We start from the raw sequence: 22,595 nt of genomic DNA on the forward strand, positions 1-22,595 counted from the left end.
TATGGACCTCAAGTCCATAGTGGTTTAGTTTTTAGGCATTATAAAATGCCCATAAGCGAATTTTTGGACACCAACCGATATGGTCAACAGGGCATTCCATCCTTGTGCTGAGCTTGTCGAAGCATGACCTATGAAAAACAAACAAAAAAGAACAGATGAATCAACTAAAGAAAAATATCCTTATCTGCTTACAAGACATCAAAGGCAGTGGAAAATTTGCAAGTATCCGCACAGCTGATTTTATATTTCCCGGTCTGGAGGTAGAAACGGTGGGTGAAGTAGCCTATCCGATAAATCAATTTCAGGCAAAGGCGTTAATACAGGTTGCCCACAAAGCACCCTTTGGAAAAGGTAGCCAAACCATAGTGGACAATAACGTGCGGAGTGCCTGGGAAATTGATGCCGATAAACTACATTTCAACAATCCGAACTGGAACGGGTTTTTAGGAAAAGCCATCAAAAACATCAAAACCGACCTCGGGCTGGAAGATTATACCGTTACGGCACATCTTTATAAACTGCTTATTTACGAAGAAGGCGATTTCTTTCTATCGCACAAAGATTCGGAAAAAGAAAAGGGAATGTTTGGTTCGCTCGTCATTGGTTTGCCTTCCCAATACACCGGCGGCGAATTGGTAATTCGTTTTGATGGAAATGAGGTAACCGCCGATTTTGCCAATGCAAATCCCGGTCATACCTTAAACTACGCCGCTTTTTATGCAGATTGCGATCACGAGGTAAAACTGCTTACTTCTGGCCATCGTGTTTGCCTGGTATATAATCTTGTACAACAAAAGGCAGGAAAAAAAATCGAACCGCAATCTTTGCAAAGCTACGCTGGCAGGCTCGCCGGATTATTTGTTGAAAACAATACTCCGAATAATCCTTATATCATCTTACTCGGGCATCAATACACTCCCAAAAACTTTTCGGAAGATGCATTAAAACTGAACGACCGCGCTAAAACTGAAGCTCTTCTACTGGCAGCAAAACAGGCGGGATATTATGCAAAATTGTGTCTGGTTACTTCTTATCTTGCCGGAACTCCGGAATATGACGGATATTATGATGATGAAGAGAACACTGAAATGGGAGAGGTATATGAAGAATACTTGTCCATAGAACACTGGCTGGAAAACGAACTGCCGGCTTTCGATGAGATAAATTTTGAAGAAGACGAATTGTTGACCTCCTTTCCTCTTAACGAAGGAGAACCTCTCATAAAAGAATCTACGGGTTATATGGGCAATTATGGCCCTGACATAATGCATTGGTACCACTATGGAGCGGTAATGATTTGGTCGCCGGAGATGAACGCAGAATTACTGTATGCCCAAAATGCGGCAACGCAACTCAACTGGATCACCTTTTTTAACCGTGCACAGAAAATTAGCGATGCAGAAGTTGCGTCAGTGAAAGATATGTTAACCGAGGGATTAAAGGGGAGGTCCCGGTCGGATGAAAAAGAAAACTTCAACGCTGTAGCCGACTGGCTTGTTAATAGAAATGAAAAGGTCTTTTTGACGAAATTGGACCAGGAGCGTTTACAATTCTTTTTTGAGAAAATAGATTCGGACCACTGGGTTAAACTCTTTCAATTTCTGCCTGTTGAGAACACAACAATAGTGTTTGAAAAAATTGTGGGCGACATTACATTTCCGGTTCTGGAAAAATTGCTTGGCGTACTAAACACAATGATAGATACCGGCACCCTAAAATCTATAACCTTGCAACAAATAGCATTGTTGCCCGATCACTTTAAAAAGTTGTATGCCAATACTAAACGGGGAATCAGTGCGGCAGCACTTTCCGATTTGTTTCAGCTGGCGCAAATTCCAACCGAAAAAGAATGGGTAAAAACAATTGTTGAAGCCCTTACAAAAAACACACAATGGGAATACATACACAATATGCTGGTTCCGAAATTACTAACTGCAGAATCATCAGAATTTACAGAAAAACTACTTTCATTTTGTCGTGAATACCTACAACAACGCATAGATAACAAACCACAACCACCTGCCGATTGGAGCCGCCCGATACCCGACACAACCGGATATAGCGCACAATGGAAAATATTAAAAACATTTTTGGAATCACCCGATGAAACGGTCTTTGATTTTCGTAAAAATCAGAGTGAAAGAAGTAAAATGGAGTTGGCTATAAAAAATGTGGTCATTGATTTGAAGACCGAAACCATCAAAAAAGGTTCGCCACATATACTTCGTATTACCAAGACACAAGATGCTTATAACCGCTTGATGAAAAGCTGGCATAAGGACGCGGCGTTGTTAGAGAATATGAAATAAGCAGATACGGATAAGGATACTCGCATAAGAGATGTGGGAATCTACAATGCTCCAAATTAAAGAGGAAAGCAGGTGATTGAGAAAGTCGAGCGAAAGATTGGGGGAGGATGTTTCATTGGTTCGGTGTGTTTCTGTTTTCTTGTGAAAACTCTCTAAATAGGTGGTTTTTATAGCAGAAAAAGCCTTTAGATATATTTAGGCCTCTATTTACCAGTATTTTATGGCGGTTCGTTTCCAGCTAGCTGACCTCCCCGGATTTATCGAACCAAAGTGAGTTTAAATTGTTTTTTTTTTTGACCTTAATGCATTGTTATTTATTGTATTAATAAATTTATGAAAGCCCTTTCCCTTTTTCAGCTTCATAAATCGGGCAATTTCTTCAGAAACGTTGAAAGAATTTTTGTGTATTGATAATCAGCTACTGGTGAAAATAAAACCGTCAAAAGAAAATACTTTTCAATCGACGGTTTGGTGGAGAGTACGGGACTCGAACCCGTTTCTGATCGTAGTGTCAATGAAATTCCAGCCTATAATTATTATAAATAATAAAAGCTTCTATTTCAAGTAGAGGCTTTTGCGTTTATTTAAAGGGTGTGGGCGTACTTATCCCTGCATGGTGTGGTACACGTTCTGATTGTCATTATTTCACTATTAATAATTTGATTATTAATTAATTGAGACTTAATTTATCTTATTAGTTCGAAATTAGTTCGTTTTTTTATTGAATTATTTTTTTATGAGATAAAATCTAATCGACTTTTGTGCAATAAGGCATGTTACTGTTCACAACAAACTCAACATCAAAATCAGTCTACTTTTGTTTAGATATTCACATCCAAATTTTTTACTCTGAAGTATTATACCATATGGTAAAAATAACATTGTGCTTATTAGATGGGGAATACTACCGCATACTTGGTTATAAATTCATAAAATATGAGAAATTATCTCAATAAAAGACTATTAGTGATTTAATTATTTGTATTTTTGAGAAAAATTCTCATAAATATAAAAATATGTTACTCGAATTTTCAGTAGGCAATTTTCTTTCATTCAAAGCTAAAACAACGCTGAGTCTTGCCGCAACCTCTATAAAAGAGCATATAGACACGAATATATTCTCTACCGAGCGTAGGGATTTGTTGAAAGGAGCCGTGATATATGGAGCCAATGCCAGTGGCAAAAGTAACTTTGTCCGCGCCATGTCCACAATGAGACGTTTGGTCCTGCAATCTTTTGATCAATCATCTGCAGATGAGTTGGACGTGACCCCATTTTTATTAAGTACAGAAACTGAAAAGGCTCCCTCTCTCTTTGAGGCCATTTTTATCATTGATAACGTTCGATATAGATATGGTTTTGAAGTGGATGATAGGCAAGTGCATGCCGAATGGCTTTTTGAAGCACCAAAAAATGCAGAGAAAGCCATGTTTCTTCGCGAATATGACGGTATCGAAGTAACCAGGAATTTTCCCGAAGGGAAAGATCTGGAAGAGCGTACCCGCGATAATGCGCTATTTCTGGCTGTAGCAGACCAGTTTAATGGAAAGATTGCCAAAAAGATCATGAAATGGTTTGATAACTTCATTACCATTTCTGGGTTAACCCATGAAGGATACAAAGGTGTGACATTTGGGATGCTGGAGGACAAACATACAAGTTCCAAGCTACTTAATTTTTATAAAAGACTGGATTTGGGGTTTGATGATATAGCTATCAATAAAAAGCCTTTTGATGCCAAAGAGCTTCCCAATGATATGCCGGAAAGCCTTGTGAGACAATTAGTAACTGATTTAGAAGGGGCATATAAAATTGATATAAAAACCATACATAAGAAATATAATGATCAAGGTAAAGCTGTCGGCGATGTAGAATTTGATATGCGTAGTCAGGAATCCTCCGGCACAAACAAAATATTTAATATTTCCGGGCCTGTATTTGATGTTTTAAATGATGGTGGCATATTGGTTGTAGATGAACTTGATGCCAGCTTACATCCATTATTGACACTTGCGGTCACCCGGCTCTTTAACTCGAAGCAATTCAATCCCAATAATGCACAGCTCATTTTTGCCACGCACGACACGAACTTATTGTACTATGGTAATTACCGAAGGGACCAGATTTATTTTGTGGAAAAGGACCAATATGGTGCTTCGGATATGTATTCCTTAGTGGAATATAAGGAAGAAGGAAAAACGATTCGCAAGGATCGTTCATTCGAGAAAGATTATATAGAAGGACGTTACGGAGCAATTCCGTTTATAGGCAACCTTTCAAACGTAGTAACAGGATGGCAAGAAAAATAAAAATCCCGAATGAACGGTTAAAACGATTTGCAAGGGAAGAGCAAAAACGGAAGAAGAACATCCGAAACAAGCGTAAGTATTACCTCATTGTATGCGAGGGTGAAGCGACGGAACCTAACTATTTTGAAGGACTAAAACAGGATTTGCCTAAAGGTGTGTTGACCGCATACCAAATAGATATTGAAGGGACGGGCAGGAATACCCAATCTTTGGTGGATGAAGCTTTGCGGTTAAAAGGAGTTTACGAAAAGAGCAACACCCGACAGGTAGATAAGCTTTGGGTAGTGTTCGACAAGGACAGTTTTTCATCACAGGATTTTAATGCCGCTATTCAGCGTTGTGGGAATGATGATATTGGATGTGCTTGGAGCAATGAAGCATTTGAACTTTGGTACTTGCTACATTTTCAATATTACGAAAATGCTATACTCAGAAAGGATTTTAAGGAACTGATCGAGAACAATCTCAAACCTGTTTTAGGGGAGGTATTCCGATATGAAAAAAATAATGAACAGATGTATGCACTTCTTAAGGAATATGGTAGCCAAGAAGATGCTATCCGAAATGGAAAGAGGTTGTCAGAAAAGTATGGACAGCGACAGGATTATGCCAATCATAATCCTTGTACGATGGTATACAAATTAATAGAAGAATTAAAGACATTAACTACAATAGATTAGATTATGGAAAACAAATTTTTACAACCTCTTTTACAAGCAGGACTTTTAGATATAGGAGATAGTCCTGAAAGGTTGGAGAATATTGAGAAATCAATCACGGACCTTGAATTCGAAGGATTTGGTCTTTCCGAATTTCCTGTCCAAAGACCTTTTTTCTTTGGTAAATCTATAAATAACTGCATTAAAGCTAGTTATGCTTTTTTGTTAAGCTGTGTAAACTCTTCCAAAAATGTAATGTATGATGCACAAACTTAATATTCAGATTAATATGTAAATAATTGAATATCAGATATATACCTACATGTTCATATTGTGAAACACGTTCTGCACATCATCGTCCTCTTCGATTTTTTCCAGAAGTGTATCTACATCGGCCATTTCTTCTTCATTGAGTTCTTTGGTTACTTGTGGAATGCGGTCAAAACCAGAGGAAACAATTTCAATCGCTCTCGATTCCAATTCTTTTTGAATGGCACCAAAATTTTCAAAAGGTGCATAAATATGAATGCCGTCCTCATCCACAAATACTTCTTCGGCACCAAAATCAATCATTTCCAATTCCAGTTCTTCGGGGTCGATGCCCTCTCCGTTGATGGTAAAGTTGCAGGTATGGTCGAACATGAATTCAACAGAGCCCGATGTGCCCAAACTTCCGTTGCATTTGTTAAAGTAGCTTCGGATATTGGCCACGGTCCGTGTATTATTGTCGGTGGCCGTTTCGATTAAAATAGCAATACCGTGGGGTGCGTAGCCTTCAAAAAGCACTTCTTTGTAATCGCCCTGACTTTTGTCCGAAGCCCTTTTAATGGCACGCTCAATATTGTCCTTGGGCATGTTTACGGACTTGGCATTCTGAATTACGGCACGTAGCTTGGAATTGGCATCGGGGTCGGGGCCACCTTCTTTAACGGCCATAACAATATCTTTCCCAATACGTGTAAAGGCTTTGGACATGGCTGCCCAACGCTTCATTTTCCGTGCTTTTCTAAATTCGAACGCTCTTCCCATATAATCTTAAATTCTGGATGATGGCAAATTTAGCAAAAAAAGCCCCTTTGTCAAGATGAATAGGGCTGGGCTATCCAACTATTTCATCTATGGATTTTGCCAGGTCGATATCTTTTTGGGTAAGCCCGTCGGCATCGTGCGTGCTTAGTTTGATCGTGAGGCTGTTGTAGACATTTTCCCAGTTGGGATGATGGTTTTGTTTTTCACATTCAAAGGCAATGTGCGTCATTGTAGCAAAAGCCTCTTTAAAATCTTTGAAAGTGAAGGTTTTCTCGATCATATCATCCTTTAAGGCCCAACCCGATAAGTTTTTCAAGGCTTCTGTAATTTCATTGGTGGTCAACTTTTTCATACATCTTCATTTTTCCAGAAGATAACCAAATAAGTGATCAAAAGAAAACTATACCGGGAGATGGTGCTCTATAATTTCTTGGCAACTGATGCGAAGGTTCTTTGGCAAGACATTGTCCTTGGGCAGAGCGGCCAAATATCTATCCTCGTTGGTGGTGTAGACCCTTTTGTAAATCGGGTGATAATTTCCCAAATGTTCAATGACCTCCTTGATGAATTCCTCATGTTGGATAAGGTCGTTACTGCCCAAATGATAAATGCCTGTTTTGTTTCTATTGATGAGGTAGTGTATTTGTTGTGTAAGCCTATCATCGTTGGTCACGTTAATGATAAGGTTCGGGAATACCTCAATAGGTTCCTTGTTTGCTATATTTTCCTTTATTTCTTTGATCCGGGGCGAAGCATTTCCAAAAACCATAGGTACACGAAGTATTGCGGTTTTACCTTTGGGCAAACGCATCATCATGTTTTCGATTTTTATTTTGAGGCGTCCATAGACACTTAACGATAGGGTTTTGTCGTGCTCGTAGGATGGATACTTGCTGTAGGCATCAAAAACATTGGCAGATGAAATAAAGTACAATTTTGTATCTGTTTGCATCAAATACTCCATCAAATGTTGATGGGCCTGAATCTGTGCGGGAAAATTTCCCCGGAGCGATGAAACAATTACATCTGGCTTGACCTTTTCAAGAACCTTAAAAATATCATCTTCCTCAATATCGTAGCGTAAAAACTGTTTGTTCTTGGCAAAAGAACGATTGGAGCAGTAAGTACCGTAAGTATCAAAATAGGAGCAGAGTTCTTTGTATATGGCATTGCCCACAAATCCACTCGCTCCCAATATCAATATCTTTTTTTTATCCAAATGTCAGTTAGGTGTTTTTATAGAATGGCAATTTTACAATGCTTGCCAAAACAGTGTTTTTTCGTATTTGAATATGGATAGGGGTATCCACTTTTGAAAACTCGGTGGTCACATAGCCGAGCCCGATTCCTTTGGAAAGGGATGGCGACATGGTGCCCGAGGTTACTTTTCCTATTAGGTTGCCATCGGTATCCAAAATAGGGTATCCCGCTCTTGGGATCCCCCGCTCTTCCATTTGGAATGCTACCAGTTTTCTTTTGGGACCTTCGGCTTTTTCTTTGGCAAAGTTTTCGCTGTTCACAAATTCCTTCGTGAACTTTGTAATCCAACCCAGGCCCGCTTCAAACGGAGAGGTGGTATCGTCAATGTCGTTTCCGTAAAGACAATAACCCATTTCCAAGCGAAGGGTGTCACGGGCGGCCAAACCAATAGGCTTAATGCCAAAATCAGCCCCAGCTTCCAAGACTTTGTCCCACACTTGTTGCACTTCGGAATTCTTGCAATAGATCTCAAAACCTCCGGAACCGGTGTATCCAGTGGCGGATATGATTACATGGTCAATCCCTGCAAAATCACCTACAACAAAGTTGTAGAACTTAATGGCGGATAAATCCACGGAAGTGATGGATTGCATAGCCTCTACCGCCTTGGGCCCTTGGATGGCCAATAGGGAATAATCATCTGAAATATTCCGCATTTCGGCACCAATGGTTTTATTATATTTTGCAACATGGTCCCAATCCTTTTCAATATTGGATGCATTCACCACCAATAGATAGGTCTCGTCTTTTACCCTATAAACAATTAGATCGTCCACGATTCCGCCCGTTTCGTTGGGCAAACAACTATACTGCGCTTTTCCTACGGTCAATTTGGAAGCGTCATTTGTCGTCACTTTTTGGATCAGTTCCAAAGCCTTTGGGCCCTCGATCAAAAACTCCCCCATGTGAGAGACATCAAAAACGCCCACACCTTTGCGAACGGTTTCATGTTCAATATTTACACCTTCATAGGAAACAGGCATATTATAGCCCGCAAAAGGTACCATTTTAGCCCCCAATGCCTCATGCGTTTTGGTAAGTGCAGTATTTTTCATTCCTTTTGGTTTTGAAGCAAATTTATTGATTTCACCGCAGATGCACCTTCATCCAAAAGAATGTTTTAAACAACGCTTTGTTAAAATAGCCGAGTGTTCGACTAAGTATCGAGCAAATAGGATTTTAGATTTTCGTATGCAGAGATTTGATGCGACTTTTTCTGTTTGTGCATTACCCTTATAATTTGAGGTGGGATTTCTGGACTCAACCCCAAAGTACCCTCCACCACATCCAAAAATTTAACAGGATGGGCGGTTTCCAGGAAAATACCATAGGTATCTGGATGGGATTTTTGATATTCCTTTAATCCAAGGTACCCAACGGCACCATGCGGGTCCATAACGTACCCTGTTTTGGAATATACCTCTTTCATAACCGCCCTTGTGGCTTCATCCGTAAAAGCGTATGAGGAAAGGTGCTCTTTAAGCGTTTCCAAATCATTTTTGTGCATATGTCGGATCCGTACAAAATTGCTTGGGTCGCCCACATCCATGGCATTGGAAATAGTAGCAATGGATGACATCGGCTTGTATACCCCATTCTCCATAAATTTGGGCACCACATCGTTTACATTGGTGGAGGCCACAAAATGCTTGACAGGCATTCCCAATTTTTGGGCGACCATCCCTGCACAGATATTTCCAAAATTCCCAGAGGGTACGGAGAAAACAATTTCCTTTCCTTTTGATTTTGCCTGTTTGTAGGCAAACAAAAAATAGAAGAGCTGGGGCAACCACCTGGCCACGTTGATGCTGTTGGCTGAGGTCAGTTTTTTGTGTGCTGTGATTTCTTCATCCAAAAAAGCGGTCTTTACCATGCGTTGGCAATCGTCAAAAACGCCATCCACTTCCATGGCCTCGATATTTTGGCCCAATGTGGTCAATTGTTTTTCTTGAATCTCGCTCACTTTTCCGCTTGGGTAAAGGATAACCACCTTGACACCATCAACCCCTAAAAAACCATTGGCAACGGCACCACCGGTATCCCCGGAAGTAGCCACCAAAACGGTAACATCTTGCTTTTCGCCTTGGGAAAAGTACCCAAGACAGTTGGCCATAAAACGCGCGCCAACATCTTTAAAGGCCATAGTGGGGCCGTGAAAAAGCTCCAGAGTGGCAATATTTTCTTCAATGTCCACCACGGGAAAATCAAAATCCAAGGTGTTGGCGATGATTTTTTTCAAGATACCATTTGGAATGTCTTCGTTCACGAATTGATGAATGGCTTGAAATGCTATTTCGTGGTTGGAAAGTTCCTCAATATTCTCAAAAAAATCAGTAGGAAGGGGAGTGATGCTTTCTGGGAAATAAAGCCCTTTATCAGGAGCGATTCCTGCTATGACCGCCTCTTTGAACGAGGCTTGTATATTTTGGTTGTTTAGACTGTGGAATTTCATGGATTTAAGCAATTTTTTTTATCCCCTGGCTGTTGACTTTGGAAATGTGAATATCGAAATCTACCCCAATGGTTTGATAGGTTTCTTTCATGGACTCTGCTACTTTTTGTGCGATTTTTTCCCCTTTGCTCAGTGCAAAAATGGATGGGCCAGACCCTGAGATTCCGCTTCCGAGCGCCCCCGCTTTTAGGGCATTGGCCTTAATGTCATCAAAAGCGGGGATTAAAATGGAACGGATGGGCTCTACAATATGGTCGTGCAAAGAGCGTCCGATCAAGTCATAATCATTTTGAAAAAGCCCTGCGACCAAACCTCCCAAGTTGCCCCATTGCCGGATGCCTTGTTGCATGGAAATAGTGGTCTTCAAAATTTTACGGGAGTCCGAGGTTTTTATCTCAATCTGAGGATGGATAACCGTAGCATATAATTCCGATGGTGTTGGTATGGGAATTATGTCCAAAGGTTCATAACTCCGAACCAAGGTGAACCCACCATAAATGGCTGGGGCCACATTATCGGCATGGGCCACATCACTGGCCAATTTTTCCCCTTGCATGGCAAACTGTACCAATTCCAATTTGGTAAACGGCCTGCCCAACAATTCGTTCATGGCCCAAACGGCACCTGAGGAACTTGCGGCACTGCTGCCAATTCCACTTCCTGGTTTTATACGTTTGTCGATTTCAATTTCAAAACCGCCTTCGTAATCGCTTTTTTCCATAAAGGCCAAACCCGCTACGCCTGCTACATTGTTTTCCGTTTCCAAAGGAAGCTCTTGCCCTTTTATTTTGGTGATTCGAATGCCTTTTTCGGAAGTTTTGCGAATGGTCATTTCATCGCCGACCGAATCGAGTGCCAAACCCAGTACGTCAAATCCGCAGGAGACATTGGCTATGGTTGCCGGGCAAAATACTTTGATTTCCTCCATAATCTAGAAATTACCTATTCGAACTATATCCGCAAAGATACCCGATGCGGTAACATCGGCACCCGCTCCGGCCCCTTTTATGATCAAAGGCTGGTCTACATAGCGGTCGGTAAAGAACAGTACAATGTTGTCGCTCCCCTCCAAGTTGTAAAAATCGTGTCCTTTTGGAATTTGCTGCAAGCCCACTTTGGCCTTTCCATCTTCAAATTGGGCCACATATTTTAGTTTGCTATCGGCATTGGCTGCATCTTTGTACAATTTTTGGAAGTCGGCTTCATATTTTTTCAAGCTTTCAAAAAATGCATCGTTGGAATCGGCCTCTAGGCTTTCTTTGGGAAGGAATGCTTCGTTTTCGATGCCATCAATATCCAATTGATGACCACTTTCCCGAGCTAGAATCAAGATTTTACGCATTACGTCCACTCCGCTCAAATCAATTGTAGGGTCGGGTTCGGTATAGCCTTGTTCCTGTGCTTGCTTTACCACGTCGTGGAAGGTAGTGGAGTCATCAAATGTGTTAAAGACAAAATTTAAACTACCGGATAGCACGGCCTGAATTTTTCGCACTTTGTCACCCGAAGCGATCAAGTGCTTTAGGGTGTCAATAATCGGTAAGCCTGCCCCCACATTGGTCTCGAATAAATAAGGGGCATTGTATTCCTTGGCCAAGTGTTTTAGTTCCTTGTAGTACTCGTAAATTGAAGAGGATGCAATTTTATTGCAAGTGACCACGGAAATACTGTTTTTGAGATAGCTCGAATAGCTTTCCGAGACTTCGGCACTGGCAGTATTGTCCACAAAAATACTGTTGCGATAGTTCAGTGCATTGACGCGGCTAAAAAATACTTCTTTATTGGCAGGTTCTCCCTGATCTATTATGTTTTCCCAGTCTTTGAGTGAAATTCCACTTTCATCAAAAGCCATTTTTCTGGAGTTGCTGATTCCAATAACTCGAACATTAAGTTTTAGCTCTTCTTTTAAATATTTTTTTTGCTGGCGGATTTGCTGCAAAAACTTGGAACCCACATTGCCAACACCCATCACGAAGAGGTTAAGCTGTTTGATGTTTTCCTCGAAAAAGGTTTCGTGCAACGCGTTGAGTGCTTTTTTTACATCTTCTTTTTTGATGACCGCAGAGATGTTTCGTTCCGAAGCCCCTTGGGCGATTGCCCTAATATTCACATTGTTTTTCCCTAGTGTACTGAACATTTTACCGCTCAACCCTTGGTGACTTTTCATATTGTCGCCAACAAGTGCAACAATGGTCAGATCTTTTTCAACGATAACGGGTTTTATCTTTTTCCTTGATATTTCGTATTCAAAGGTCTCGTTGACCGCTTCGGCTGCCATGTCCACATCTTCATCGGCAATCCCTACACAGATGGAGTGCTCGGAAGATGCTTGGGTAATCAAAACAATACTGATGTTTTTTACGGAGAGTGTCTCGAAAAATCGTTTGGAGATTCCCGGAATCCCGATCATACCGGGCCCTTCCAATGACAGAAGGCTTATGTTGCCCACATGGCTGATGCCTCGCACTGTTTTCCCATTCCCATTGTTGTTTTTGGTAATCAAGGTTCCAGGGCTATCTGGGTCAAAAGTATTTTTGATCGCAATAGGAATTTCTTTTCCCAAAATCGGTTGAATGGTAGGGGGATACAATACTTTGGCCCCAAAATGGGACAGTTCCATGGCTTCTTCATAACTGATATTGGAAACACATTTTGCCTGCTTTACCAATTTTGGATTGGCCGTGTACATGCCGCTAACGTCGGTCCATATTTCCAATATTTCCGCATCTACGGCAGCGGCGATAATGGCGGCAGTGTAATCGGAGCCGCCTCTGCCCAGGGTGGTAAGATCTCCACTTTTGCTAGATGCCACGAACCCGGGCAAGATTGTTGTCCGGTGCTTGTTCGAGGCAAAGAAACCTTTACAATTGGCATTGGTGATGTTGAAATCCACATTGGCCTTGCCAAAATTGTTATCGGTAATGATCAGCTCCCTGCTGTCCTTGAATGCTACATCCAATCCTTCGGATTTTAAAAATTCACTAATAATGAAGGATGACAGCAATTCCCCGTAGCTTACTATTTTATCCGATAGCTTTGGGGTGAGTTCTCCGATTAAAAAAGCACCTTCCAGCAAAGTTTCCAAAATATTGAGTTCACTTTTCACTTTGCTCAAAGCGGCACTTTGAGATTTTACGGGAATCAATTCCCTGATGGCGGAAATATGTCTGTCCTCAACTTCCTTGAGACTGTTTTTATAACTTACATCTTGTTCCGATGCTAAGCGCGATGCATTGAGGAGAAGGTCTGTAACGCCCCCAAAAGCTGATACTACAACCGCAATTTGTTCCTTGTTTTGATTGCCAAGGATGGATTTGACCTTATTTATATGTTCTGGATTGGCAACAGAAGTGCCTCCAAATTTTAAGACTTTCATAAAGAAATATTGATGTGAAAAATTGAAAATAGATTAAATAAACGGACGGAATTATATATAGTAGACTTACCCCAAAGGGGTGGTAGTAGTAATTGTAATTGTAGATGAAAAAGGGTTCATCAAATTAAGGTTAATATCCGTTTGTTTTAACTCCATTGCTCTGTAATGAGATGATAAATGTAGTACTTTTGTATACTTCATCAAATCGTTGGTGTTGTTTTTTACGAAATCCGTACGAATAATCAATTTTTATTGCTGAATGAAAATTTTTTCTGCTCAACAAATCTATCAAGCTGATAAATCCACAATCCAAAGAGAACAGATAACCAGCGATGTGCTTATGGAAAGGGCGGCTACCCAGCTGTTCGAGTGGTTACATTCCCGTTTGCGGGGTACCCAAGTCAATATTCAGTTGTTTTGTGGTATAGGTAACAATGGGGGAGATGGCATGGTACTGGCCAGAAAACTGCATGAACACGATTACTCCATTAAGGTGCATGTGGTAAATTATAGTGAAAGGCGTTCTGAGGATTTTTTACTGAACTTGGAACGTTTAAAGGACATGAAAGTTTGGCCGGATTTTATCAATAAGCAAAGCGACTTGCCCCAAATATCACCGAATGATATTGTGGTGGATGCCATTTTTGGTATCGGACTCAACAGAGCTCCGGATGATTGGGTCGGAAATTTGATTCGACATATCAACAATTCAAGAGCCTTTACCTTATCCGTGGATGTTCCGTCGGGATTGCCTGTGGATAGAAATCCTTGGAATAGGGAGTATGTGATCCGGGCTAGTTATGTGTTGAGCTTTCAACTGCCCAAATTGGTTTTCTTTTTGCCGGAAACAGGCATTTATGTTAACCAATGGGAAATAGTGGATATTGGTCTAGATCCTGATTGTATTGCTAAAACTGATGCCGATTACGAACTTATAGACAGACCGGAAGTACTGCCCATGTACCGGCCGCGACTTAAGTTCTCGCATAAAGGGACTTACGGTCATTCCGTTATTATTGGCGGCAGTTATGGGAAGATCGGTGCCGTACAACTGGCCGCTAATGCCTGTTTGAGTGTTGGAAGTGGCTTGGTTACCGCTTTTGTTCCCAAATGCGGATATGATTCTTTGCAAAGCGCAGTTCCGGAAGTGATGGTGTTGACTGGATCTCGGAAAAAGAGTATTTCTGAAATCGAGATTCCTTTTGAACCCTCGGTCGTTGGCATTGGTATGGGAATCGGGTTGGATGACGATACCGTTTCGGCCTTTGGTTCCTTTTTAAAGAAAAGCAATTCTCCTATGGTCATTGATGCCGATGGGTTGAATATTTTATCCCAAAACCCTGAAATGTTGAAAGATGTTCCCCGATTATCCGTACTGACCCCACACCCAAAGGAACTGCAACGGTTGATAGGTGAGTGGGCCTCGGATTTTGATAAGTTGGAAAAAACCAAGGCATTTGCATCCAAGTATGATCTTGTGGTGGTTGTAAAAGGAGCACACACGATTACCATATATAATGGCAAAGGTTATGTGAATACTACAGGAAACCCCGGTATGGCTACCGCAGGTAGTGGCGATGTATTGACCGGAATGATTACTGGGTTATTGGCACAAGGCTATTTATCTGTCGAGGCAGCCATATTTGGTGTGTACCTGCACGGTTTGGCAGGAGATTTAGCGGTACCCTCGACAGGTTATGAGGCACTCAAGGCATCCATACTTGTGGAACATATTGGAAATGCCTATTCCGAACTGTTCCGTCAACCGGAAATGGAACAGAAGGATAATACCCACTAGTTGTTAGGCGCTATTTCTTCCTTTTTTTGGTTTTATTCTTTTTTGCACCCAATCCAAGGCATTGTCAAATTCTATAAAAAATTCCATAGGTTTTTTATAGAACATCTTTTCAATATTGAAATTGTGCATGTCTATTTCCTTTTTGGAAACAATGGCGAAGGCCTTTAAGTTGTCCAGGCCTCTGAGATAATTGTATACAGTAGGGTCTATCGCATAGGAATTCTTTCTAAGGCTGATATAGCCAAAGTCTTTGCCCCTGAAGTGTATTTCCGAAATTCCGATGATTTGATAGGTCCTTTCCAATGTTATAGTAGCACCTTCGTCAAAAGAAGCGACCATATAGTTGTCAAAAACCTGCACCGTTCCGACCTCAAGTTGATACTCACGTACCACTATGGTCTTCTTTTTAGAAGTTATTTTCATTCCCAAGTGTAATTATAGTGTCTCGTTCACGAAATTATAAGGGAAAGCCAATCAAAGGAAAAATAATAGATTAAACGCTAAAATATCTTATGTATGGTAATTCCAGGTCATAAAAAAAGCTGGCCACAGCCAGCTTTTTTAAAAAGTTTTATCAAGCTTTATTTTTCAGCTTCAGGTGATTTTTCAGCTTTTTTTATTTTGATGGTGAGTTCTTCTTTTTTCTCGTCCAAGTCCATAAAAATACTGTCGCCCTCTTCCAATTTGGAGTTTACGATTTCCTCGGCCAGCGTATCTTCTATATATTTTTGGATAGCTCTTTTAAGAGGCCGTGCCCCATATTGTTTATCGAAACCTTTATCGGCTATGTAATCTTTTGCTTTATCAGAAAGATGTAAGTCGTATCCGATGTCCTTGATTCTCTTGTACAATTTGTTCAATTCGATATCGATGATCTTGTGTATGTCCTCTCTTTCCAGCGCATTGAAAACTACTACATCGTCTATCCTGTTTAAAAATTCTGGGGCAAACGCTTTTTTCAATGCATTTTCGATGACACTTTTTTGATGTGTATCGGCCTGGGCCTTTTTGGCCGCCGTACCGAATCCCACACCTTGTCCAAAATCCTTCAATTGTCTTGCGCCGATGTTGGATGTCATGATAATTATGGTGTTCCTAAAATCGATTTTGCGTCCAAGACTATCGGTAAGGAATCCATCGTCCAGCACCTGTAACAACATATTAAATACATCTGGATGCGCTTTTTCCACCTCGTCCAGCAATATTACGGAATAAGGCTTTCTCCGAACTTTCTCGGTCAACTGCCCACCTTCTTCATAACCCACGTATCCTGGAGGTGCTCCTACCAAGCGAGAAATGGCGAATTTTTCCATGTATTCGCTCATATCTATGCGGATAAGGGCGTCCTCGGAATCAAAAAGTTCCTTGGCCAATATTTTGGCCAATTGCGTTTTACCGACACCTGTTTGTCCCAAGAAAATAAATGAACCAATTGGCTTGTTTGGGTCCTTGAGTCCTGCGCGGTTACGTTGTATGGCCCTTGCCACTTTGGACACGGCCTCGTCTTGACCGATGACAAATCCTTTGATAAGGTTTGGGAGCTCGGCCAATTTATTGCTTTCGGTCTGTGCTATTCTATTTACGGGTATACCGCTCATCATGGAAACTACGTCGGCGACGTTGTCCTCGGATACGGTTTCCCTGTGCAGTTTGCTTTCTTCCTCCCAACGTTCCTGTGCGGATGCCAATTCTTTTTCCAGACGTTTTTCATCGTCCCTAAGTTTGGCGGCCTCTTCGTATTTCTGTTTTTTGACCACGCTGTTTTTGAGTTCGCGAACATCTTCCAACTGGCTTTCCAGTTCCAAGATTTGTTTGGGTACGTCCATGTTCACGATGTGCACTCTTGATCCCGCTTCGTCCAAGGCATCAATGGCCTTGTCGGGGAGGAATCGATCCGTCATGTAACGGTTGGTCAACTTTACACAGGCCAAAATGGCCTCGTCGGTATAGTTTACGTTGTGGTGCTCCTCGTACTTGCCTTTGATGTTCATCAAAATCTCGATGGTCTCTTCCACGGTAGTGGGTTCTACCATTACCTTTTGGAAGCGACGCTCCAAGGCACCGTCTTTTTCTATGTATTGTCTGTATTCATCAAGCGTGGTTGCTCCGATACATTGAATTTCACCTCTGGCCAATGCAGGTTTGAACATATTGGAAGCATCTAAACTCCCAGTGGCCCCACCGGCACCAACAATGGTGTGTATCTCATCGATAAAGAGGATGATGTCGTCATTCTTTTCGAGCTCGTTCATCACTGCTTTCATTCGCTCCTCGAACTGGCCACGGTATTTTGTGCCTGCCACCAAAGAAGCCAAATCCAATGTTACAACGCGTTTGTTGTAAAGAATACGCGATACCTTTTTGTTGATAATGCGCAAGGCCAATCCTTCTGCGATGGCACTTTTACCCACACCGGGCTCGCCTATAAGCAGTGGGTTGTTCTTTTTCCTTCGGCTCAATATTTGGGAAACACGCTCAATTTCCTTTTCTCTGCCCACAACGGGGTCCAATTTGTTCTCTTCGGCCAAACGGGTAAGGTCCCGCCCAAAATTGTCCAAAACAGGTGTCTTGGACTTTTTGCTTCCCTTTTGGGAGGCACTGGAACCGAAAGAGCTTTCTTTGCTATCTCCCATATCATCTGTGTCCCCGGGAAAGGATTCCGCTTGGGGGGTATCTATATAATCATCGTCACTGGTGATCATGGACTTGAACTGTTCTTTGACATTGTCATAATCCACTTTCAGTTTATGCAATAGTTTGGTTGTTGGATCATTCTCGTTCCTCAAAATACAGAGCAGCAAATGCGCTGTGTTGATGGAAGAACTTTGGAAGAGCTTTGCTTCCAAGAAAGTGGTCTTCAAGGCCCGTTCTGCTTGGCGGGTCAAATGAAGGTTCTTTTTGTCCTTCTGTATCGTTCCTGTATTCGGATTTGCGGGACTTAGGATTTCCACCTTTCTACGCAGGTGATCTAAATCCACATCGAGTGCATCCAATATATTTATGGCTTTGCCATTTCCGTCTCTCAAAAGACCTAGCATAAGGTGCTCCGTGCCAATAAAATCATGGCCCAGTCTCAGGGCTTCTTCCTTGCTGTATGCTATAACGTCCTTTACGCGGGGGGAAAAATTATCGTCCATACGTTTCTTTTTCAGCAATTAAAATTAATAAAAGTATTGTTACGGTGGTCAAATACCGTACCCTTATTCGATAAAGTAGTGGTAAATGTCGGAATAATCACCATTTTTCACTGATTTAACAAAGGTTTATTATCACATCCTCGATCATGTTGGCACTGTTGATAATTTTTTTAATAAAGTAATCGCAAAGCGTTATGAAAGCTGCTATTTTCTGTATATTGCCATGATAATTTAACCACAAAAATCAATAATAAATAAGCATGGCGGAAGGAGAAAAGTTAATTCCTATAAATATTGAGGATGAGATGAAATCTGCCTACATTGATTATTCAATGTCGGTCATTGTGTCACGTGCCCTGCCAGATGTTCGTGATGGTTTAAAGCCTGTACATAGAAGAGTGCTCTACGGAATGCACGATTTGGGAGTAAGGTCCAACAGTTCGCATAAAAAGTCTGCCCGTATTGTTGGGGAGGTTTTGGGTAAATATCACCCACATGGCGATTCTTCAGTTTATGATACCATGGTACGTATGGCCCAGGAATGGAGTCTTAGGTACATGTTGGTCGATGGCCAGGGTAACTTTGGTTCCGTAGATGGGGACAGCCCGGCGGCCATGCGATATACCGAGGCCAAAATGCGCAAGATCGCAGAGGAGATGTTGGCCGATATCGATAAGGACACCGTGGACCATCAACTCAATTTTGATGATACCATCATGGAGCCTACCGTGTTGCCCACCCGAATTCCCAACTTATTGGTGAACGGGGCTTCCGGTATTGCAGTTGGTATGGCCACAAATATGCCGCCGCACAATTTGTCGGAAGTGGTGGACGGTACTATAGCTTATATAGATAACCATGACATTGAAATAGATGAGCTCATTACGCACATAAAAGCTCCCGATTTCCCGACTGGGGGACTCATTTATGGCTACGATGGCGTAAAGGAAGCTTTCCACACAGGAAGAGGGCGCGTAGTAATGCGGGCCAAAGCGACCATCGAAGAAGTTCAAGGGAAAGAATGTATAGTTGTTACCGAAATCCCTTATCAGGTGAACAAGGCGGATATGATCAAAAAAACCGCCGATTTGGTCAATGAAAAGAAAATAGAGGGAATATCCAACATTAGGGATGAGTCCGATAGAAACGGAATGCGTGTCGTGTACATTTTAAAGCGGGATGCCATTCCGAACATTGTACTTAACATGTTGTACAAGTACACGGCGCTTCAGTCATCTTTTAGTGTCAACAATATTGCACTGGTAAATGGTAGGCCGGAACTTTTGAACCTAAAGGAGATCATCCATCACTTTGTGGAGCATAGGCACGAGGTTGTGGTTCGAAGAACAAGATTTGAGCTGAAAAAAGCCGAAGACCGCGCGCACATATTGGAAGGACTTATTATCGCCTCCGATAATATTGACGAGGTAATTGCCATTATTAGGGGGTCTTCCAATGTTGAAGAAGCACGGAATAGTTTGATCGAGCGTTTTAAATTGACCGAGGTTCAGGCCAAGGCCATTGTAGAAATGCGCTTGCGTCAGCTTACCGGTCTGGAGCAGGATAAATTGCGTGAGGAGCATGCGGAACTTTTAAACACCATTGAGGATTTAAAAGATATTCTTGAAAAGAAAGAACGCAGAATGCAGATCATCAAAGATGAGCTTCTCGAAGTTAAAGAGAAGTATGGAGACGAAAGAAGATCTGAAATCAATTATGCCGGAGGGGATTTGAGCATCGAGGACATGATTCCGGACGAGCAGGTCGTCATAACCATTTCCCATGCTGGCTATGTTAAAAGAACACCGCTTACAGAGTATAAGACCCAAAATAGGGGCGGAGTTGGCCAAAAGGCATCCTCTACCCGAAACGAGGATTTCTTGGAACATTTGTTCGTGGGCACCAACCACCAGTACATGTTGTTCTTTACCCAGAAAGGAAAATGTTTCTGGATGCGCGTCTACGAAATTCCCGAGGGCAGTAGGACTTCCAAAGGAAGGGCCATTCAAAACTTGATCAATATAGAGCAAGACGATAAGGTAAAAGCCTTTATCTGTACCCAAGATCTCAAGGACGAGGAATACGTGAACAGTCACTTTGTGATTATGGCCACCAAAAAAGGGACCGTTAAAAAGACTTCTTTGGAACAATACTCCAGACCACGTCAAAATGGTATCAACGCCATCACCATTCGCGAGGATGATGAACTTTTGGAAGCTAAACTGACTACGGGTACCAGCCAAATATTCCTAGGTCTTAAATCAGGAAAAGCCATTCGTTTTGAGGAATCCAAGACAAGGCCAATGGGTAGAAATGCATCTGGTGTACGAGGTATCAGACTGGCTGATGATGACGATGAGGTTGTAGGAATGGTGTCTGTCCATAATTTTGAAGACGATATTCTAGTAGTTTCGGAAAGAGGCTACGGAAAACGTTCCAATATAGAAGATTACAGGATTACCAACAGAGGTGGAAAAGGTGTCAAAACCATTTCCATTACAAAGAAAACAGGTAATCTTGTCGCTATTAAAAACGTTACGGACACGGATGACCTGATGATTATCAACAAATCCGGAATTGCCATCCGAATGGGTGTCGAGGACCTTAGGGTTATGGGAAGGGCAACACAAGGGGTTCGCTTGATCAATCTTAAGGACAGTGACTCCATTGCGGCCGTTGCCAAAGTGATGAAAGAAGATGACCCCGTAGACGAAGTAGATATCAGGGATATCGAAGTCAAAGGGGAGGATGGCACGGCTATTGATGATAATACCGACGAAAAAGAATAGAATTTCAACTAAGTAGTAATCGATAAACACTAAATAATTACAATTTTTTAACATGAGAACAAGAATCTTAATACTATTGGCCGTAGGAATATCGACTATGGGTTTTGCCCAAAAGGACGCGATGAAGACGGCGGAAAGGGCTCTGAAAGATGGTGATGCCGCTGCGGCAAAAGCTGCTTTGACAAGCGCCGCATCCACTATAGATTCGGCCAAGGAGAAAGATCAGGCCGAGTATTATGCACTTCTGGGAAATGCGAACTACGAATTAGCCAAAAAGGGGGAAGTATCCGCATTTCAGGAAGCTGTTGATGCTTACAACAAAGTAATCGCGGTAGAAGAAGCGGACGGAAGATCTAAATACACTTCCGTGGCACAAGAAAAAATGGGACAAATGACCGCTGATTTGGTCAATTCCGCAGTTGAGGACAACAACAACAAAAAGTTTAGTGAAGCTGCTGAGAAGTTGTATATGAGCTACAAGCTAAGTCCAAAAGATACGGTATACCTTTATTACGCAGCAAGTAGTGCGGTAAACGGACAAGACTACCAAGAGGCCTTAAAATATTACAAGGAGCTTAAAGATATAGGTTACAATGGAGAATCTGTAACCTATACCGCTGTTAATGTAGAGACAGGGGAGACGGAAAGTATGGACAAAGCAACCCGTGATCTTTATGTGAAAGCGGGAACACACAAGGATCCGAAGGAAGAGGTAAGCCCATCTAAAAAACCGGAAATCGTAAAGAACATTGCGCTGATCTACCAGCAAATGGGAGAGAATGAAAAAGCTATCGAAGCTTATGCCGATGCAAGGGCCGAAAACCCGGACGATGTGAATTTGGTTTTGGGAGAAGCGAACTTGTACTATGCCATAGGTGATAAAGAAAAATTCAAAGAATTAATGGGACAGGCTTCTGCCATGGCTCCGGACAATGCCGATTTGCTATACAATATCGGTGTTATCAACATGGAGCAAGGAAACTTGGAAGATGCAAGGGATGCATACAAAAAGGCTTTGTCCATTGATCCAGGGTATATCAATGCCTTGTTGAACCTATCTACAACGTATGTGAATGAAGGTAACGGCCTTATTGATGAAATGAACGAATTGGGGACATCAAAAGCGGATATTGCCAAGTACGATGAGCTTAAGGATAAAAAAGACAGTCTTTTTAGAGAAGGGGCTGCAGTTTTGGAAGATGCCCTCCAGTCCAATCCGGACAACGAAAGCATCTTGACCCAGTTGAAAAACATTTATGGAGCTTTGGGAGATAACGAAAACTTCATGAGGATTAAAAAGCTTTTGGAAGAGTAATACCATATTTTTCCTATATAAAAAAAGAAGCCGTCTCATTTCACAGAATGGGGCGGTTTTTTAATTTGGTGTCTTTGACCTCTTAATTTTCCTATTTTGGTGAAGGGATAAATTTTCCAAGTGGCCCTATGCCGCTTTTTTGCGCATATTGTGGGCCAATGC

The 22,595-nt window shown here is 41.7% G+C and carries 16 protein-coding genes; 7 read left to right on the top strand and 9 right to left on the bottom strand.

The window, feature by feature from the left end:
- Window positions 1–155: 155 nt before the first annotated feature.
- From AC13CC_RS03075 to AC13CC_RS03090, 4 genes are all read left to right on the top strand, one after another.
- A complete protein-coding gene (locus AC13CC_RS03075) occupies window positions 156–2,309 on the top strand; it encodes a 2OG-Fe(II) oxygenase (RefSeq protein WP_326278666.1) in 2,154 nt (717 codons plus the stop codon).
- Between the two features lie 1,016 nt (window positions 2,310–3,325).
- Entirely contained in the window at window positions 3,326–4,618 is a 1,293-nt protein-coding gene (locus tag AC13CC_RS03080; protein WP_326278667.1) for an AAA family ATPase, read from the top strand.
- Window positions 4,603–5,298, top strand: a complete 696-nt coding sequence (locus tag AC13CC_RS03085; RefSeq protein WP_326278668.1) for an RloB family protein — start codon at window positions 4,603–4,605, stop codon at window positions 5,296–5,298. The genes AC13CC_RS03080 and AC13CC_RS03085 overlap by 16 nt, the downstream gene beginning before the upstream one ends.
- A gap of 3 nt (window positions 5,299–5,301) precedes the next feature.
- Window positions 5,302–5,553, top strand: coding sequence for a hypothetical protein (locus AC13CC_RS03090; protein ID WP_326278669.1), 252 nt, complete (start codon window positions 5,302–5,304; stop codon window positions 5,551–5,553).
- Window positions 5,554–5,595: 42 nt separating this feature from the next.
- Here the strand turns inward: AC13CC_RS03090 and AC13CC_RS03095 are convergent, their stop codons facing one another.
- The 7 genes from AC13CC_RS03095 to thrA form a co-directional block, all read right to left on the bottom strand.
- Window positions 5,596–6,306 (bottom strand): YebC/PmpR family DNA-binding transcriptional regulator, encoded by a 711-nt coding sequence (locus AC13CC_RS03095; RefSeq protein ID WP_326278670.1) that lies wholly within the window; start codon window positions 6,304–6,306, stop codon window positions 5,596–5,598.
- A 70-nt stretch (window positions 6,307–6,376) separates the two neighbouring features.
- Window positions 6,377–6,658: a 4a-hydroxytetrahydrobiopterin dehydratase gene (locus AC13CC_RS03100; RefSeq protein WP_482877895.1), complete on the bottom strand. Its 282-nt coding sequence runs from the start codon at window positions 6,656–6,658 to the stop codon at window positions 6,377–6,379.
- A 48-nt stretch (window positions 6,659–6,706) separates the two neighbouring features.
- Window positions 6,707–7,525 carry a sugar nucleotide-binding protein gene (locus AC13CC_RS03105; RefSeq protein WP_482877896.1) on the bottom strand — a complete coding sequence of 273 codons (819 nt, stop codon included), beginning with the start codon at window positions 7,523–7,525 and terminating at the stop codon, window positions 6,707–6,709.
- Between the two features lie 7 nt (window positions 7,526–7,532).
- Window positions 7,533–8,621, bottom strand: a complete 1,089-nt coding sequence (gcvT, locus tag AC13CC_RS03110) for a glycine cleavage system aminomethyltransferase GcvT (RefSeq protein WP_482877897.1) — start codon at window positions 8,619–8,621, stop codon at window positions 7,533–7,535.
- A gap of 101 nt (window positions 8,622–8,722) precedes the next feature.
- The gene (gene thrC, locus AC13CC_RS03115; protein ID WP_482877898.1) at window positions 8,723–10,018 is read right to left on the bottom strand and encodes a threonine synthase; all 1,296 of its coding nucleotides are present in this window, start codon (window positions 10,016–10,018) and stop codon (window positions 8,723–8,725) included.
- Window positions 10,019–10,022: 4 nt separating this feature from the next.
- Window positions 10,023–10,946 (bottom strand): homoserine kinase, encoded by a 924-nt coding sequence (locus tag AC13CC_RS03120; RefSeq protein WP_482877899.1) that lies wholly within the window; start codon window positions 10,944–10,946, stop codon window positions 10,023–10,025.
- 3 nt (window positions 10,947–10,949) lie between these two features.
- Window positions 10,950–13,394 (bottom strand): bifunctional aspartate kinase/homoserine dehydrogenase I, encoded by a 2,445-nt coding sequence (gene thrA / locus AC13CC_RS03125; protein ID WP_482877900.1) that lies wholly within the window; start codon window positions 13,392–13,394, stop codon window positions 10,950–10,952.
- Window positions 13,395–13,653: 259 nt separating this feature from the next.
- Between thrA and AC13CC_RS03130 the strand changes: the two genes are divergently transcribed.
- Window positions 13,654–15,192 (top strand): NAD(P)H-hydrate dehydratase, encoded by a 1,539-nt coding sequence (locus tag AC13CC_RS03130; protein ID WP_482877901.1) that lies wholly within the window; start codon window positions 13,654–13,656, stop codon window positions 15,190–15,192.
- Between the two features lie 3 nt (window positions 15,193–15,195).
- Here the strand turns inward: AC13CC_RS03130 and AC13CC_RS03135 are convergent, their stop codons facing one another.
- Both AC13CC_RS03135 and AC13CC_RS03140 read right to left on the bottom strand, forming a co-directional pair.
- Window positions 15,196–15,615, bottom strand: coding sequence for an STAS/SEC14 domain-containing protein (locus AC13CC_RS03135; RefSeq protein ID WP_482877902.1), 420 nt, complete (start codon window positions 15,613–15,615; stop codon window positions 15,196–15,198).
- A gap of 158 nt (window positions 15,616–15,773) precedes the next feature.
- On the bottom strand, window positions 15,774–18,329 hold the full coding sequence (locus tag AC13CC_RS03140) for an ATP-dependent Clp protease ATP-binding subunit (RefSeq protein WP_482877903.1): 2,556 nt from the start codon (window positions 18,327–18,329) through the stop codon (window positions 15,774–15,776).
- A 260-nt stretch (window positions 18,330–18,589) separates the two neighbouring features.
- Between AC13CC_RS03140 and gyrA the strand changes: the two genes are divergently transcribed.
- Both gyrA and AC13CC_RS03150 read left to right on the top strand, forming a co-directional pair.
- Window positions 18,590–21,118, top strand: a complete 2,529-nt coding sequence (gene gyrA / locus AC13CC_RS03145; RefSeq protein ID WP_482877904.1) for a DNA gyrase subunit A — start codon at window positions 18,590–18,592, stop codon at window positions 21,116–21,118.
- A gap of 52 nt (window positions 21,119–21,170) precedes the next feature.
- Window positions 21,171–22,433: a tetratricopeptide repeat protein gene (locus AC13CC_RS03150; RefSeq protein ID WP_482877905.1), complete on the top strand. Its 1,263-nt coding sequence runs from the start codon at window positions 21,171–21,173 to the stop codon at window positions 22,431–22,433.
- Window positions 22,434–22,595 lie beyond the last annotated feature (162 nt).

Source organism: Flagellimonas sp. L-11 (assembly GCF_056857735.1).

Coding starts and splice junctions, on each gene's coding strand:
- AC13CC_RS03080 (WP_326278667.1), top strand. CDS start 3,326: ATGTTACTCGAATTTTCAGTAGGCAATTTTCTTTCATTCAAAGCTAAA.
- AC13CC_RS03090 (WP_326278669.1), top strand. CDS start 5,302: ATGGAAAACAAATTTTTACAACCTCTTTTACAAGCAGGACTTTTAGAT.
- AC13CC_RS03095 (WP_326278670.1), bottom strand. CDS start 6,306: ATGGGAAGAGCGTTCGAATTTAGAAAAGCACGGAAAATGAAGCGTTGG.
- gcvT (WP_482877897.1), bottom strand. CDS start 8,621: ATGAAAAATACTGCACTTACCAAAACGCATGAGGCATTGGGGGCTAAA.
- AC13CC_RS03085 (WP_326278668.1), top strand. CDS start 4,603: ATGGCAAGAAAAATAAAAATCCCGAATGAACGGTTAAAACGATTTGCA.
- AC13CC_RS03120 (WP_482877899.1), bottom strand. CDS start 10,946: ATGGAGGAAATCAAAGTATTTTGCCCGGCAACCATAGCCAATGTCTCC.
- AC13CC_RS03140 (WP_482877903.1), bottom strand. CDS start 18,329: ATGGACGATAATTTTTCCCCCCGCGTAAAGGACGTTATAGCATACAGC.
- AC13CC_RS03130 (WP_482877901.1), top strand. CDS start 13,654: ATGAAAATTTTTTCTGCTCAACAAATCTATCAAGCTGATAAATCCACA.
- thrC (WP_482877898.1), bottom strand. CDS start 10,018: ATGAAATTCCACAGTCTAAACAACCAAAATATACAAGCCTCGTTCAAA.
- gyrA (WP_482877904.1), top strand. CDS start 18,590: ATGGCGGAAGGAGAAAAGTTAATTCCTATAAATATTGAGGATGAGATG.
- AC13CC_RS03075 (WP_326278666.1), top strand. CDS start 156: ATGAATCAACTAAAGAAAAATATCCTTATCTGCTTACAAGACATCAAA.
- AC13CC_RS03135 (WP_482877902.1), bottom strand. CDS start 15,615: ATGAAAATAACTTCTAAAAAGAAGACCATAGTGGTACGTGAGTATCAA.
- AC13CC_RS03100 (WP_482877895.1), bottom strand. CDS start 6,658: ATGAAAAAGTTGACCACCAATGAAATTACAGAAGCCTTGAAAAACTTA.
- thrA (WP_482877900.1), bottom strand. CDS start 13,394: ATGAAAGTCTTAAAATTTGGAGGCACTTCTGTTGCCAATCCAGAACAT.
- AC13CC_RS03150 (WP_482877905.1), top strand. CDS start 21,171: ATGAGAACAAGAATCTTAATACTATTGGCCGTAGGAATATCGACTATG.